Below are 15,023 nucleotides of genomic sequence, written 5' to 3'. Positions count from 1 at the left end.
TTTTAGGAATCGTATCTTAATGATTTCTAAGGTATTTGTAAGTGAATATAAAAAACGCATTAAACAACAAAATAACGTTGCTTAATGCGTTATCGTCTCACCAACCGACGTTGACAAAGAACCAATAAAAACCACTTTACTAAATGATGTCACGACATTTGGAAAGTGGTTTTTACGTATTGTGAAAATGTTTACGATTACCGCTCAGGTTTCTCATACCATGATTTTAAAAATGTATACAAGACTTCCGTAAAATAATCCAAATCTTGAATGCGAATTTTTTCATTCGTTCCATGGGCTTCGTCGAGTTCACCTGGTCCATATAAAATGGTTGGAATGCCAAAGTCTGCGGTCCAACCGCCATCTGTTACTGTTGTGCTCATTGTCGTTTGAAGCGGTGCCTGGTGTACGTCTTCATGTGCTTTAGCTAACATGTGAAATCCAGGATGAGATGTCGGTAAAGTGAAGCTTGGGAAGATTTCACCTTTCTCTTCAATCATGGAAGCGCCACCCCATTCGAATTGAAGTGGATTTTGACTAAGCCATAAATCACTATCGGCAATTTTATTTAAATACGTTTCAATTTCTTCTATAATGGTGGCGTAACTTTCGTCAGGCAAATAATGCACGGTAATCCATAAGCGACATTGGTCAGCGATAAAAGCAGGATGACGCCCGCCTTCAATTACAGCTGGATTAATCGTATTGGCGCCTGGTGGCATGCCGGGATAAGATTTCGTAACTGCCCAATGCCGTTCGAGTTCTTGTAAGGCTTGTATAATTTTCACCATTTTTTCAATCGCACTCGCACCATGACGCCCACCACCTGCGTGAATGATATGACTGCGCGCACCGTCATGGATCGTCTCCTCACTTTGAATTGTGATCCATCCGGTAATGACGCCGCCTTGTCCCATCGCAATGTTATTGCTTGTATCTAACACAAGTGCTAAATCAGCTTTTGGTGAATGTTCACAGGCGACTTTTGTACCTGCTTCGCCAACTTCTTCGCCGACAACAGAGTGTACGATAATATCGCCTTCAGGTTGTAAGCCTTCTTGGTGCAAGCGTTCTAAATTATAAAAAAGGGCGGACATGCCACCTTTCATATCAGCAACGCCTCTACCAAATAGAAAATTATCTTCTGCAGTCAGTTGAAAAGGATTGAAGCGCCAAAATTGTTCATCTTCAACTTCTGCAACATCGACATGTCCGTTTAAAATTAGACGTGCTGCTTCTGGATTCCGTCCTTTTAAAGTGCCGACGACAATACAGTCATTGTCATAAAATGGAATCGTTTGGACTTCAAAACCTATGTCTTCGAGCCAAGATGCAATTTGACGTTGTAACAGGACGGTATTGCGGGCAGGAGGACTCACTGTCGGATGCGCAATTAATGTTTGAAGTATATCAAATTGTCGTTGTTCCATAAGGATGCCCCTCCAATGCTAATAAGCGCTTTTTACGATGCAGGCCACTATTAAAACCACCTAATTGGCCATCTTTCCGTAAGACACGATGACACGGCACGATAATAGACAACGGATTTTGACCGATAGCAGATGCCACAGCACGTACACTTTTTGGACGGCCAATCATTTGTGCGATGTCACTATAATTTACAACCGCCCCAAAAGGAAGTTGTTGAAGGGCTTGCCACACTTGTTGTTGGAATGGTGTACCAATGACGTGTGCGACAGGTGTCTTGAATGTGTGACAATGCCCATGAAAATAAGCTTCCAACTCTAAAGCAATTTGGTTCACAATTGGGTGGTATGAAATTTGAATGAGTCGTGCTTGCTTTTGAAAATGTTTCAATGCAGTATGATAATCTTTTGAGTCTGTAAATGATAAACCTAACAAGGCGTCATCATTCACAACAGCAGTCATTAACCCAAGCGGTGTATCAATATGTTGAAAGTAAAATGACATCCGGTTCGACCTCCTTTAATTTGATTGAAATGGCACGAAACCATTACTACTGATCGCAATGTTGTCATGTGGAAAAGCGTCTTGCATTAATTTTAACACATGCAGATAGGTGTCTGGATGATACCAAGACTGTAAATCGAAATCTTCGTATAAAGACTGAATGCCGAGTGATTGTGTGCGACGACCGTTTGACCCATCACCCATAAAGTAATCGTCAATCGTCACACGGTCGACATGTTCAGCTAAACGTTCGCCAAACTGATTCGTACAAGGTAGGACAGGTGCAACGGCAATTTGTGTTGGAATATGTGCTGCACGAAGTTTGTCCACAGTTTTGAGACGAGATTGAATACTCGGTGCTTTGGGTGTGAAATGCCGAATGATGTCTTCACGGTCGCTTTCTACGGTCATACTCACGATGAAATTACCAGGATAAGATTGAAGGATGTCGATATCTCGTTGTATAAGCGGGCTACGTGTTTGAATGAACAAAAAATCAGGCGGACAGTCATGCATTTCAGATAATAAATAGCGCGTCATTTCATATTTTTTCTCAAGTGGCTGATACGGGTCGGTAGAAGAGGACATGAATACTGTGAAAGGTCCTTTAGCTTTATTTTTCTGGAGCTCTTTTCGAAATTTCAGCTGTTCATCTGTTTTAGCAGTGACCCAATCGCCCCAAGTTTTACCTGAAAAGAGCGAAATCGGTGAGCGACGTACGTAACAGTAAGTGCACGCAAATTGACAGCCCATGTATGGATTCAAAGTATGTGTATAATCTTTTAAATAGCCACTCGCTTTCGTTAAAAATTGTTGTGGCTGACGTGATTGGATGTCCATCAAATCCTCCTAAAATAAAAACAGACAGGTGACTTGCGACGACCTGTCTGTACTGGATTTATGCTTGTAATGTTTCAATCGCTGTAGCAATAGATTTAAATACGTGTGGTAAATCTTCTTTTTCAATACAACTAAAGGCGATGCGAATATCAGTTTCGTTAAGCGCAACGATACCGATTGAATGCTTCTCAATCAAATGTACACGTAATTCTTCAGCATTCACACCTTTCACTTTCAACGCCATGAAGTAACCAGAGTTAAAGTCATACGGTTGCCATAATGATTGGTATGCTTCATCATAAACAAGTTCTTTTGTCACTTCATAACGTGCTTGTAAAATTTGAATGTTATGTTGCACTTCATCATTGAAAGATGCCCCTTGTTTCAGCGCGTGTTGGACGGCTGCTTGAGAAGGTGTAGCACCACTTGAGTTGTTGCTACGAATGAGCCCTTTCATTTTAGCTTCTAACACGGTTTTAGTCGTGTCATTTGTAGTACCAAAAGTTAAGAAACCGACGCGGAAGCCCCATGCGAAAAACTCTTTTGTCGCACCATCTAAACGAATAGGTAACACACGTTCATTGTTTAATCGTGTCAGTGCAGTGAAAATCGATTGTGTATAAACATCTTCATAAAATAAGCCATAATATGCATCATCAACAACAGCAACGACATTGACACCGCGTTTTGCCAAACGGTCAATTGCTTGAACAATTGCTTCAACTTCATCCGTTGTAGGTGTGTAACCAGTTGGGTTGTTTGGATAGTTTAACAGCATAATGACTTTATCTTCTTCAAATTGATCTAACGTTTTCACGAGGTGCTCGATTGTGAAATGACCTTGTGCATCAAAAATAGGGTAAGTTTGCATTGTTGCTTGGTGACGAATACCATACACGAGGTTATAGTTGCCCCAATTATGTTGCGGTAATAATACAGTGTCACCTGGGTTTACAAATAAATCACCAATTAATGATAAACCGTGTGTTAAAGCGTTCGTCACGATAGGTAAACTCATCGCTTCTTGCGTTAAGTCAGGATTCTCTTTTAACATTTTTTGTTGCCATAGTTCACGTAATTCAGCCAAGCCTTGTGGTGGGGCATAAGCAAAAACTTCATCTGTCGTTAAATGATCAAACATGCCATATAACGTTTCAGTGTACATTTTACCTTCGGCTGTTGTAGCCATACCGATTGTCGCGTTATATTTTGTCGCTTTGGCTTCAGCAGATTGTGTCAAAATACCTTTTGGATAATACATATTTGTTCCAAGGTCGGAAAGCATATCTAGGACGACTGGATTTTCTTCACTTAACTGTTCGTTTAATTGTAGCGCTAAAGGGTTCATAAGATTCGACCTCTTTCTATTTTTCATCATATACATCTATCATACAGTGAATAACAATAAATTTAAAGAATAGACTGATAGAAAATTCAACTTAAAAGCGCAAAATAAGAACACATGTTCGGTATTTTATGTTAAAATAAATGTAGCCACCACTCCCTACATTTTTGGCGCTTTATAGGAAAACGGTTTCTAAAAGTAGGAGGTGTTTAATCATGTCGTGGACAGAATTTTGGATGTTATTAATTAATGGTGGCATTCTCATTATTTTTAGGTGTTGGGTCGAATCGAAGTGGAGAAGGCGAGATCAGGAAAAACAACAAAAAGATGATTCAACACATACATGAACTAAGGCCCAGCAAACAAAAGCCCCAAACTTGCGGCAACAAGTTTGGGGTGTTTAATCATGTGTGGATACACTATTATTTTATCACCTTCACAATTTGGAGGCAAACGATTTATTTACGAAAGATATGTAATGTTTAGGTGGTGAGTTTAAGAATGGGTTTGGAGGAACTCGACGTTATCAGTTCATGAAGTGCTGTTGACAAATGGCTCAGCTTTTTCTAATGTTTGAATCAGCAATTAATTAAAAGGAGAATCCAATGAAACATTTAACAAAAGTTTTTGTCATTATTGCGTTATTAATTTTTGTTATTGGCATCATCTTACAGTTTTTAGGGGAAGAAACGTCAGCCATCAAACTGTTTATCGCGACCATTTTATTTATGATTTGTGCCTTTATTAGCCGTCATAATGACCGGAAAAAGCAACGTTAAGCAATTAAAAGCATTGAATTTGATGAAATGTAATGTAAAAAAGTTTAAAATTTTAAATATAACAAGTTGATAGTTGTTTTCTATCAGATGATTTTGTTATGTTAACGAGTGTTGAACATTTCTATTCACGACAAATGCTTTTGGGAGAAATGTTGAAGTGTTGACATATAGAAGTATTCGCACTCAGTACATAGGTGTGTCGTCATTTATAACACGAGTTCAGTCTATCCTTAATGATAAAGGGGAGTTTTCAAAAAGTGCAGTCGAAAATATACATATTTCACATTTTTTGACTGACCAATACTATTTAACAGGATGCGCTATTAAGACGATAGTGAGTTGCTCAAGGTTCAATGAGCCATACTTTATGATCAGTAATCGCAATTATATGAGTGAAGTCATTTCAAATGTATCATCTAATCAATAAACAGGAGGATTCGTGGATGGAATTGAAACAAATCACCAAACAATATGGCAACAATACTGTCATTGATCGCGTTGATTTTGCATTTAATGATAGTAAAATTGTTGGATTAATTGGTAAAAATGGTGTTGGTAAAACAACATTAATGAAAATTATGAATGGCAATATTATTAATTACCAAGGAGACGTTCAAGTAGTCAATGACGATAAAATCGGTTATTTAATTGAACATCCGAAACTTTACGATAATAAATCAGGTCTATACAATTTAAAACTTTTTGCGCAAGTTTTAGGTACTGGTTTTGATAAAGCGTATACGAATCATATTATTAAAGCGTTTGGTATGGAGTCCTATATTAAGAAAAAAGTGAAAAAATATTCAATGGGGATGAAACAAAAACTGGCTATCGCTGTTTCTCTCATGAATAAACCGAAATTTTTAATTTTAGATGAGCCAACAAATGGCATGGATCCAGATGGTTCAATCGACGTCTTAAAAACCATTGAACAACTTGTACAACAATTAGACATGAAAATTCTCATTTCGAGTCATAAATTAGAAGATATTGAACTCATTTGTGACCGTGCTGTATTTTTGAGAGACGGTCATTTTGTTCAAGACGTGAATATGGCTGAAGGTCAATCCACAGCTCAAACGATTATTCAAGTGGACCCTGATGACTTTGAACAAGCATTATATTACTTAACTGATCATTTTAAAGTCGTACAATCACAGAAAGAATCAGGAGAAATTATTTTAAATGTGCAAAGCGATTATCGCAATTTCCTTAAAGGATTAGCACAAAAAGGTATTTTCCCACAATATATTGAAACACGTAAAGTATCATTACGCGACACTTATTTCAATATTAATCAACGAGGTGGTCAATCATGAATATATTGCAATTGTTCAAATTCGACATCGTGAGTATTTTAAAAAGTCCGCTTACTTATTTAGCGATTCTTCTCGGTATTGCACCATTGCTCATTACAGTCATTATTTTAGTCACGAACGATAATCCGGTAAATGCGAATACAATGTTTAGTGTCGGAAAATGGTTCTTTTCGCTCATTGGTCTACTATTCGTTATCAAAACGATTACACGTGATACCGCTCAAGGAACGATCCAACTCTTTTTAAATCAAACACAGAGTCGTATTGGTTATTTTATTGCGAAAACATTATCTATCATTTTCATCAGTATTTTCACTACAGCTGTTGTCGTTTTAGTCACATATTTAATTCAATGGTCAACTGATGGTAAAGATTTAGATAATGATCAGTCGTGGAAATTACTCGTATTTTATTTAATTTTATTCTTTGTCTATGGGCTATTACTGTTTTTGATTAACCTTATTGTTCAAAAACCAGCATTAGTGTATACACTCGGTATTTTATTGTTACTTTTATTACCAGTCGTGAAACCGTTTATTCCGCTTATTCCTGAAATTGGCGATAATATTCAAGATTCATTAAAGTATATTCCGTTTAGTTACTTAAGCGATAAGACTTTAGGAAATGGTGTGACGTTTACGAACTGGCAGTGGGTCATTAATGTTGGATCCATCGTCGTCTTGTGGTTGGCGAACTTAGCGTTAATCGCGAAAAAAGATATTTAAAACTTACGTCGACTTTTATATAGTAGCTTAATGATTGCTACAGTGAGACTCGCATTCCAAGTGGCTGACTAGAGCATAGGTGTAGGGAAGTCATGCAACTACTACGTTAAGCGGCGACCACTCTCAAAATTAAAAAAATCATTGTGTTTCCAACTTTATGCATCAGGAGTCTTGTACTCCGACGAGCCATTAAAAACATCACTCTACTTCAAAAGTGGGGTGATTTTTTATGCTTTTAAAATGTAACATCATGTATATTGCCACGCCTTACTTTTGAGATTATGTCTTTTTTAATTGCTAGGGTTTGTACTCAAATCATTCGATGAACAATCTTGTAAAAATAAAAATCGATGCGTAAGCGTTTACATTTATATCTTTTTACTTTAGAATACTTGTATACAAGTTAGGAGTGATGAGATGGAAATTCCTAAACAATGGTTGACGTATTTATCAAAAGGGGAGGCCATAGCTGCTACTTTACGCTTAAGTATTATGAGTGGGGAACGTGCTACTCATAAATTACTGACTGAAAACCAAGTCGCAAATGAGTTTCAAGTGAGCCGTTCACCTGTGCGAGATGCGTTTAAAATTTTAGCGCAAGAACGTTTAATTCGTTTGGAACGCATGGGAGCTGAAATTATTCCATTTACAGATAAGCAGCGTCAAGAATTGACTGATATTCGCCTGATGATTGAATCGTTTGCTTTTACGAAAGTTATTCAACGGTCTGATTGGATGGAAATTGTGCAATCAATGCAACAAGCATTAGCTATGATGCAAGTAAATATCCAATATAAAGATGCTGCGAGTTTTGCCGAAAATGATTTGAAATTCCATGAGTTAATGGTTTTAGCGTGTGATCATCATTATTTAACGCATTTATGGCAACAAATTATGCCGACAATGCTATGTCTGAACTATATGAGTATGAAAAAGCGAATGGACGAGAATTTTGAGGATTTTGAACGAGTCATTCAAAACCATGAACTGTTTGTTACAGCGATTGCACAAAAAGATAGAAAAATGATGTATGAAGCATTCGAAGCCAATTTTAATGATTTAAACAACGATATCGGCGCATTTTGGGCACAGTAATATTAAAAGAAAGGTGTATCACTATGGAGAAATATATGATTGGAGTAGATATTGGAACGACCAGCACGAAAGCTGTGTTGTTTAACACTGACGGGGGAGTTCAACAGAAAGCACAGATAGAATATCCATTGCACACACCACGTGTGGATGTTTCAGAACAAGATCCAGATATTATCGTCAATGCAGTGACAGAAACCATTGCAGAAGTGGTACGGAAAGGTGACGTACAACATGAAGCTCTGCAATTTATTTCGTTCAGTGCGCAAATGCATAGTTTATTACTTATTGATGAATTCGAACATCCAATGACTAAAAGTATGACGTGGGCGGATAATCGTGCACGTTTTGCTGCTGAAGATTTACTGAATCATCATGACGGTCATGGCATTTATCAACGTACTGGAACACCGATACATGCGATGTCACCGTTAAGTAAATTATGGTGGTTGAAACAAGATGAAAATGAACTTTTTGAAACGGCAACACGCTATGTCGATATTAAATCATATGTTCTGTACCAATTGACAGGTGAATGGGTGATGGATGCTTCGATTGCCTCAGCTACAGGATTGTATCATTTACAAAATAAAACGTGGGATGAAAAAGTGTTGGCGTTACTTGATATTCCGCCTTCGAAATTACCAACACTCGTATCGACGACGCATCAACTCCGTTTGAAAGATGACTATATAGCTGAAAAACTTGGATTGCGTCGCGATTTGCCTATCATTGCGGGTGCGAGTGATGGTGTATTGTCGAACTTAGGTGTGAACAGTTTTGAACCAGGAGATGTGGCTATTACGATTGGAACATCAGGCGCGATTCGTACAGTTGTCGATCATCCTGTCATTGATGAAAAGGGGCGTATCTTTTGTTATGTGCTCGATGATGAACATTATGTCATTGGTGGGCCGGTCAATAATGGGGGTGTCGTATTGCGCTGGCTCCGTGATGAATTGTTAGCGAGCGAAATCGAGACGGCAAAACGATTAGGGATTGAAACTTATGATGTGATGTCTCGCATTGCACAAAATGTTCAACCAGGCGCGCAAGGTTTATTGTTCCATCCTTATTTAACAGGTGAACGTGCGCCTTTATGGACATCTGATGCACGCGGTTCATTTATCGGATTGACTTTATCGCATCAGAAAGAACATATGATTCGTGCAGTGATGGAAGGCGTATTATTCAATTTATATACTGTCTTTTTAGCATTAATAGAAGTCATTGGCACGTCACCACAATCGATTAAAGCAACAGGTGGCTTCTCAAAAAGTCATTTATGGCGTCAAATGATGGCTGATATTTTTAATACAAATGTTGAAATACCAAAAAGTTATGAAAGTTCATGTCTCGGTGCCTGTGTTTTAGGATTAAAAGCACTCGGACAAATTGATAACTATGACATTGTTAAATCTTGGGTAGGTGCGACACATCAACATCATCCAGAAGCAGTGCATGTCAATGTGTATCAAAAATTGGCTTCTATCTTTATTCAAATTAGTAGAGATTTAAGTCCGTCATATCAAACATTGGCACAATTTCAACGTGATTTAGAAAATAATAAAGAATAGAGGGGATTGTATGTTTCAGGAAATTTGGCCACTGTTGAGTGTGGCTATTGCAATTATTGTGTTATTAATCTTAATTATGAAATTGCAGTTAAATACATTTGTCGCACTGGTTATTACGGCAATGGTGACCGGTATTTTGCTAGGGATGCCATTTGATAAAATTGTCGCAACGATCGAGACAGGTATGGGCGGTACATTAGGCCATATCGCCTTGATTTTTGGTCTCGGTGCGATGCTAGGGAAGTTGCTTGCAGATGGTGGTGGCGCGACGCAAATTGCGGATACGTTAATTGCTAAACTCGGTAAAAAATATGTGCAGTGGGCGATGGTGATTGCATCATTTATTATCGGGATTGCATTATTTTTCGAAGTCGGTCTTGTGTTATTAATACCACTTGTCTTTACGATTGCGAAACGAATGAACGTGTCTCAATTAAAAATCGGTATGCCTATGGTAACCGCATTATCAGTAACACATGGTTTCTTACCGCCACATCCAGGTCCAGTCGTTATCGCTAAAGAATTAGGCGCAAATATTGGAGAAGTTTTATTATACGGCTTTATTGTTGCGATACCTGTGACAATTATAGCGGGGCCTGTTTTTGCGAAAATTGCACCACGTTTAACACCGACAGCGTTTCAACGTGAAGGCGATATTTCATCATTAGGTGCAACGAAGTCCTTTAAAGACGAAGAATTGCCAAGTTTTGGATTAAGTACATTCACAGCATTATTACCTGTATTACTCATGTTATTTGCGACACTTTGGCAACTGATTTCTGGGCATGAAGGAAAAGCGCACAATACACTTGAAAGTATGATTTACTTTATCGGTAGTGCAGGTACAGCCATGCTCATCGCGGTTGTCTTCGCGGTTTTCAGTATGGGTATTCGTCGTGGTATCCCAACGAAACAGGTGATGAATACATTAACACAAGCCATTTATCCGATTGGGATGATGCTGTTGATTATCGGTGCAGGTGGCGCATTCAAACAAGTACTCATTGATGGAGGCGTTGGTGGGGCGATTGAAAAAATATTTACTGACGTGAATATTTCGCCAATTCTATTGGCATGGTTAGTCGCAGCCATTTTACGACTTGCGCTCGGTTCAGCAACAGTAGCGGCAATCTCAACAACGGGTATCGTGTTACCGTTGTTACAAACAGCAGATGTCAATTTAGCGCTCGTTGCATTAGCGATTGGGGCAGGTAGTATCTTCTGCTCTCATGTAAACGACGCAGGTTTCTGGATGTTCAAAGAGTATTTCGGATTAACAGTGAAAGAAACATTTTTAACATGGTCATTAATTGAAACGATTATTTCAGTGAGTGGACTCGTGTTTGTACTGTTTATCAGTCTATTCGTATAAGCTTTGTAAAAAATTAGAGGTTGGAACGTAAAAATTTTTAGATATAATTCATTCAAAAATTTGCATGTCCCAACCCCGTCTTATTGATTAAACGAGTCGAGACATAATCGATTCATACACATCATGCCAAAATGATGCGTCTGTCAAATAACGCTCTCGAATCTTGAGATGTACTTCTTTTTGTTTTTCCTCAAAGCTCGGATCTGTTTTATCCGGCAATGATGCTTTTCGTAACGCCTCAACAAATTTTTGGACATTGAGTGCACGAGGACCCCATACCGCTTTTTGTTCAAACTTCTCATTCATAAAAATATAAATTGGGATGGAACGTGACTTACCATTTGTTAAATATTGATCGATTAAATCTGTGTTATCATCGCGGTGAAATACGCGTACTTCCAAATTGGCTTGTTCTGCAATATGTTTCAAAATAGGGTTATTCATCATTGCATCGCCACACCAATCCTCTGTAATGACAAGGACATATTTGTAGCCGCTATCTTTAATTTTTTCAATTCTCTCATCATCAGTCGGCATATCGAAATCTTTATAAATGTTTAAGAGTTCTGTTTGATTTTGTTCCATATCTTGAATATACTGTTCGAAAGGTTTAGCTTCTGCGTAATAAGTTCTTAAATGTGCCATAAAATACCCCCTCCCTTTTTATTCATTATACCAGTGTATGATTTTAAAGAAAATTAAAAAGATTACGACAAATTAAGATTATGACATTTACAATACAAATATTCAAAAAGTGTTTAATTTTACAGCACAACTCCTTATAATTTGAGGTGATAAAAGATTGCAATAAAGGGGGGAGCTGCGGTGGATAAAATTACGTTTTTGAATGAATTAGAATACCAATTACATCGATTGCCTAATCATGTCGTTGACGAAGTGATGAATGAGTATGAAAACCATTTTTATCGTGAAGGTTTGGATGGCAAATCGGATGAAGCCATCGTCAATGCTCTCGATACACCAAAACAAATCGCGAAGCAACGTTATGCGAAATACGCAGTCAAAAATGCTGAAAAGAAACCAGATGTGACGCATTTAGTCCGCGCTGTTTTTGCAACGATTGGCATGAGCATGATTACATTGTTTTTTATTGTGATTCCGCTCTTTTTTGTGGGCTTACTTCTACTCATAGGGACATTTCTCGCTTTAGGCATGTTGTTATCGCCATTGTTACTGTTGATTACAGATGTTTGGTCAGGGATGTTTTCTTTTTCCCTCAGCAATTACTTGTATAGTTTTGCTTATTTAGGACTGGGCATGATGTTTATCGTTATGATTGTTAAACTGATTGCTGCGATTAAAAAATTACTTATTAAATATCTAAAATGGAATGTCAATTTTATTAAAAAAGGAACATCACAGTCATGAGAAAGTTATTTGTATTTGGACTCAGTTGCTTTTTAATTTGTTTTATTTTGGGAACAGCCGTGTGGTTTGGTTTTGAAAAGAAAAAACAATCTGTTGAGAAAATCGATAAAACCTTTGAAAAAAACGCAATCAATCAAATTGTAATTAACGTTGATTCAACGCATATAAAAATGGTGCCGAGCGATGACTTTCATATCTCGTATGAAGGCAAACAAGATATGAAAGTTTCAAAACAAAGTCGCGTGCTGACCATTACTGAGATGAATCGCTCAGGTTTTCGAACGCCGAATCTCAACCCCTTTAATAATTTAGAAGGGCAGCTTGAAATCGGTATTCCTCAAAATCAACTTAAAGAAATCGATCTCACTTCGAATTTAGGTGCGATAGATATAGTAGATGTCAATGTTGAGCATGCAACGATTTGGAATGGTGACAGTGGAGAATTGAATATTCATAATAGTGAGTTGACCCATTCTAAATTTAGCGCCAACGAAACGCTTGTCAATATTGAAAACAGTCGCATAGATAAAAGTGAATTCAATATTAAACAAGGAAAAATTAACGGTGAAAAGACGCTACTCAAGAACAGTATTTTTAAGTTGAATAGTGGTGATATTCACTTGAAAGAGATGCAAACGGATTGTGATTTCAAAAGTTCAGTGAAAGATGGCAACATTTACTTAGGGTATCGTCAACCGCCAACTGACGTGATGCTGTCGCTTAATCCTGAAAATGGTAAAGCTATCATCAATAACGACGAGATTAAAAAAGGTAAAAATGGGACAGGTACACATCAAATAGAACTTTATACGACACGTGGCGATATTACTGTTGATTAGGCAAATAATACAGAGGCTTGGATATGAGGTGATCCGAGCCCTGTATTTTTTATATTGTGACGGGGATTTGACATAGAAATTTTATGTCCCATCCCCAACATTAATGTGTAGCAAAGTGAATGTCAGTATCGAGGTGACCTGTTAATATAGTTTTGTCAATTGGCTGGCCATTAAGCCAGGCGCCGAAATCAAATTTGATGGGCGGTTGATTTTCACCTAAAGTGATCCAGGCATAAAGTTGTCGTGGTTCATACATCGTTGTGTGAATCGTGCCACTCCAACTTTTAAATAATTTACTATAGAGTTCATATTGTGGGTCATTAAAACGTTTGAAAATATCGAAACGTGATGGCTCAGATGACTGGACTTGGGCATCTAGCCGCGCCAAACGTTCTTCTGACTCTTTGGTATAGTTACGGTTTTCATGTGTTAGTAATTTAAAATGATTCGTACAAGTCGTATCGTAACGGACATCAATGCTTCTCGGTGTCACTTCAACAATGGCGTGTGCACCTGTCTTATCTTGCACAATATAGCTGAATGAGCTTCGATGGGGCAATACATTTAGAAATTGAATCGCTTCTTCGACATTACGACAATATTCTAATACTAAACGCCCAATCATATAACACACAAAGCCATTCGCAGGTTTTTTACGGTGCATAAAATTATAAGCCATAACTAATCCATGCTCGTTCATCCCATCCATACGCCCAGTTGTTCGTGACATCGGACCAATTTGCGCATAGCCACCATCAGTGGGTTGGAACAGTTGATAACGTGCATCGTATGTGGCCGGATGATAATCGTAATTGCGTACTAAGTAATCTCCTCCAACAAATACCGAGCAACCACTCTCAGGTAATGTCGTAAAGCGATAATGTGCAAAGTTTAAAATCGCTTGTCTTGTCGGTATGTTTAACACATCTTGAATCCCTTGAATTTCATCCCATATTTTAGGAGCGAACTGTTGGAAAATTTGATAGGTTTTTTCTACATCTATGTCAAAACGAGGGACGCGCTTTTTCCATTCTTTTTCTCTATTTTTCAACATGGCAGTTTGTTGTAGCCATTGACCGGTAGCAACACCATAATCATAATGTGTACCACGAAAAGTTAAAACGTCTGATGATACTTGTTGCATGTGTATTCATCCTTTCTGACATCTGTATAACATAATTTGTTAATAGGTTGTAATATTTCCTTAATGGTAATTCATACACTATTTTAATATACTTATTTTATCATTATAACAATTCGAAAAGTATATTAAATCAATAGGGGGGAAGTATATGTGGGAATACTATTTTAAAGCTAAGCGTTGGTTCTATAGAAATTTCACCAAATAACTGCTGTTTTGAAGTTTTTACGAATAAGTTTAACATGCATACACGATAACACGATGCGTATATGAAAGCGTTTCGTATAGGTTTTAAATATAAATAACACACGAGCAAAAACGAGAACGAAATGAAATAATTTCGATATGAGTAGGTTACAGTGAGAAGTCAATAAGGATATTTACTTGAGGGAACTGAGGTATGGTACGTATCTCGGTTCTTTTTTATGAATGAACCCGTGTGTGTCACAACAAAAGTGGGGCAGAAATCTCCCTTCAAAAGATGGGGCCGTCCCACTTTAACATGTTGAACGATAACTGAAAATCCTGTGTATCGTCGCGCTTTCAGTCCAATTTACGCCAATGAAATGAAGTGAGAAAGAGATGTTGTGCATGTGAAAGATCCAATTGCTGAACTGCATCGTGATTGAAAGGAGGTCTGATGTATACGTCTTGCACTCACCTTATTCAGATA

At 37.7% G+C, this 15,023-nt stretch carries 15 protein-coding genes; 9 read left to right on the top strand and 6 right to left on the bottom strand.

Annotation, left to right across the window (positions count from 1 at the left end; genetic code table 11):
* Positions 1-197 precede the first annotated feature (197 nt).
* Genes BJK46_RS08325 through BJK46_RS08310 form a run of 4 tightly spaced genes read right to left on the bottom strand, consistent with a single transcriptional unit; the run spans position 198 to position 4,120 of the window.
* The gene (locus BJK46_RS08325; RefSeq protein ID WP_103263654.1) at positions 198-1,430 is read right to left on the bottom strand and encodes an acetylornithine deacetylase; all 1,233 of its coding nucleotides are present in this window, start codon (positions 1,428-1,430) and stop codon (positions 198-200) included.
* Positions 1,411-1,932, bottom strand: a complete 522-nt coding sequence (locus BJK46_RS08320; protein WP_037542596.1) for a methylated-DNA--[protein]-cysteine S-methyltransferase — start codon at positions 1,930-1,932, stop codon at positions 1,411-1,413. The genes BJK46_RS08325 and BJK46_RS08320 overlap by 20 nt, the downstream gene beginning before the upstream one ends.
* Before the next feature lie 15 nt (positions 1,933-1,947).
* A complete protein-coding gene (locus tag BJK46_RS08315; protein WP_103263655.1) occupies positions 1,948-2,772 on the bottom strand; it encodes an SPL family radical SAM protein in 825 nt (274 codons plus the stop codon).
* 58 nt (positions 2,773-2,830) lie between these two features.
* Complete coding sequence (locus BJK46_RS08310) at positions 2,831-4,120, bottom strand: aminotransferase class I/II-fold pyridoxal phosphate-dependent enzyme (protein ID WP_015729405.1); 1,290 nt, start codon at positions 4,118-4,120, stop codon at positions 2,831-2,833.
* A gap of 212 nt (positions 4,121-4,332) precedes the next feature.
* Here BJK46_RS08310 and BJK46_RS12470 point away from each other — a divergent pair, with 212 nt between their 5' ends.
* From BJK46_RS12470 to BJK46_RS08285, 7 genes are all read left to right on the top strand, one after another.
* On the top strand, positions 4,333-4,464 hold the full coding sequence (locus BJK46_RS12470) for a Trp-rich small protein (protein ID WP_020219903.1): 132 nt from the start codon (positions 4,333-4,335) through the stop codon (positions 4,462-4,464).
* A gap of 258 nt (positions 4,465-4,722) precedes the next feature.
* Entirely contained in the window at positions 4,723-4,896 is a 174-nt protein-coding gene (locus BJK46_RS12200) for an SE1626 family protein (protein ID WP_014613426.1), read from the top strand.
* A gap of 443 nt (positions 4,897-5,339) precedes the next feature.
* A complete protein-coding gene (gene pmtC, locus BJK46_RS08305) occupies positions 5,340-6,215 on the top strand; it encodes a phenol-soluble modulin export ABC transporter ATP-binding protein PmtC (RefSeq protein WP_014613427.1) in 876 nt (291 codons plus the stop codon).
* Positions 6,212-6,940, top strand: a complete 729-nt coding sequence (gene pmtD / locus BJK46_RS08300; protein ID WP_020219902.1) for a phenol-soluble modulin export ABC transporter permease subunit PmtD — start codon at positions 6,212-6,214, stop codon at positions 6,938-6,940. Before pmtC ends, pmtD begins: the two co-directional genes overlap by 4 nt.
* Before the next feature lie 417 nt (positions 6,941-7,357).
* Entirely contained in the window at positions 7,358-8,035 is a 678-nt protein-coding gene (locus BJK46_RS08295) for a GntR family transcriptional regulator (RefSeq protein WP_014613429.1), read from the top strand.
* A 23-nt stretch (positions 8,036-8,058) separates the two neighbouring features.
* Complete coding sequence (gntK, locus tag BJK46_RS08290; protein WP_014613430.1) at positions 8,059-9,609, top strand: gluconokinase; 1,551 nt, start codon at positions 8,059-8,061, stop codon at positions 9,607-9,609.
* A 10-nt stretch (positions 9,610-9,619) separates the two neighbouring features.
* Positions 9,620-10,981 (top strand): gluconate:H+ symporter, encoded by a 1,362-nt coding sequence (locus tag BJK46_RS08285; RefSeq protein ID WP_014613431.1) that lies wholly within the window; start codon positions 9,620-9,622, stop codon positions 10,979-10,981.
* A gap of 87 nt (positions 10,982-11,068) precedes the next feature.
* Here BJK46_RS08285 and BJK46_RS08280 read toward each other — a convergent pair whose 3' ends face one another.
* Entirely contained in the window at positions 11,069-11,626 is a 558-nt protein-coding gene (locus BJK46_RS08280; RefSeq protein WP_037542611.1) for a thioredoxin family protein, read from the bottom strand.
* Positions 11,627-11,806: 180 nt separating this feature from the next.
* Between BJK46_RS08280 and BJK46_RS08275 the strand changes: the two genes are divergently transcribed.
* Together BJK46_RS08275 and BJK46_RS08270 are read left to right on the top strand one after the other, a co-directional pair.
* Complete coding sequence (locus BJK46_RS08275) at positions 11,807-12,370, top strand: HAAS signaling domain-containing protein (protein WP_014613433.1); 564 nt, start codon at positions 11,807-11,809, stop codon at positions 12,368-12,370.
* Complete coding sequence (locus BJK46_RS08270) at positions 12,367-13,209, top strand: DUF4097 family beta strand repeat-containing protein (RefSeq protein WP_014613434.1); 843 nt, start codon at positions 12,367-12,369, stop codon at positions 13,207-13,209. The genes BJK46_RS08275 and BJK46_RS08270 overlap by 4 nt, the downstream gene beginning before the upstream one ends.
* 100 nt (positions 13,210-13,309) lie before the next feature.
* Here BJK46_RS08270 and BJK46_RS08265 read toward each other — a convergent pair whose 3' ends face one another.
* Complete coding sequence (locus tag BJK46_RS08265) at positions 13,310-14,353, bottom strand: C45 family autoproteolytic acyltransferase/hydrolase (RefSeq protein WP_014613435.1); 1,044 nt, start codon at positions 14,351-14,353, stop codon at positions 13,310-13,312.
* Between the last annotated feature and the right edge of the window lie 670 nt (positions 14,354-15,023).

This window comes from Staphylococcus pseudintermedius, from assembly GCF_001792775.2.
GTDB lineage: Bacteria > Bacillota > Bacilli > Staphylococcales > Staphylococcaceae > Staphylococcus > Staphylococcus pseudintermedius.
This window is presented reverse-complemented; position numbering and strand designations above follow the sequence as displayed.

Coding starts and splice junctions, on each gene's coding strand:
- BJK46_RS08295 (WP_014613429.1), top strand. CDS start 7,358: ATGGAAATTCCTAAACAATGGTTGACGTATTTATCAAAAGGGGAGGCC.
- BJK46_RS12200 (WP_014613426.1), top strand. CDS start 4,723: ATGAAACATTTAACAAAAGTTTTTGTCATTATTGCGTTATTAATTTTT.
- BJK46_RS08310 (WP_015729405.1), bottom strand. CDS start 4,120: ATGAACCCTTTAGCGCTACAATTAAACGAACAGTTAAGTGAAGAAAAT.
- BJK46_RS12470 (WP_020219903.1), top strand. CDS start 4,333: ATGTCGTGGACAGAATTTTGGATGTTATTAATTAATGGTGGCATTCTC.
- pmtC (WP_014613427.1), top strand. CDS start 5,340: ATGGAATTGAAACAAATCACCAAACAATATGGCAACAATACTGTCATT.
- BJK46_RS08325 (WP_103263654.1), bottom strand. CDS start 1,430: ATGGAACAACGACAATTTGATATACTTCAAACATTAATTGCGCATCCG.
- BJK46_RS08280 (WP_037542611.1), bottom strand. CDS start 11,626: ATGGCACATTTAAGAACTTATTACGCAGAAGCTAAACCTTTCGAACAG.
- BJK46_RS08320 (WP_037542596.1), bottom strand. CDS start 1,932: ATGTCATTTTACTTTCAACATATTGATACACCGCTTGGGTTAATGACT.
- pmtD (WP_020219902.1), top strand. CDS start 6,212: ATGAATATATTGCAATTGTTCAAATTCGACATCGTGAGTATTTTAAAA.
- gntK (WP_014613430.1), top strand. CDS start 8,059: ATGGAGAAATATATGATTGGAGTAGATATTGGAACGACCAGCACGAAA.
- BJK46_RS08315 (WP_103263655.1), bottom strand. CDS start 2,772: ATGGACATCCAATCACGTCAGCCACAACAATTTTTAACGAAAGCGAGT.
- BJK46_RS08285 (WP_014613431.1), top strand. CDS start 9,620: ATGTTTCAGGAAATTTGGCCACTGTTGAGTGTGGCTATTGCAATTATT.
- BJK46_RS08270 (WP_014613434.1), top strand. CDS start 12,367: ATGAGAAAGTTATTTGTATTTGGACTCAGTTGCTTTTTAATTTGTTTT.
- BJK46_RS08265 (WP_014613435.1), bottom strand. CDS start 14,353: ATGCAACAAGTATCATCAGACGTTTTAACTTTTCGTGGTACACATTAT.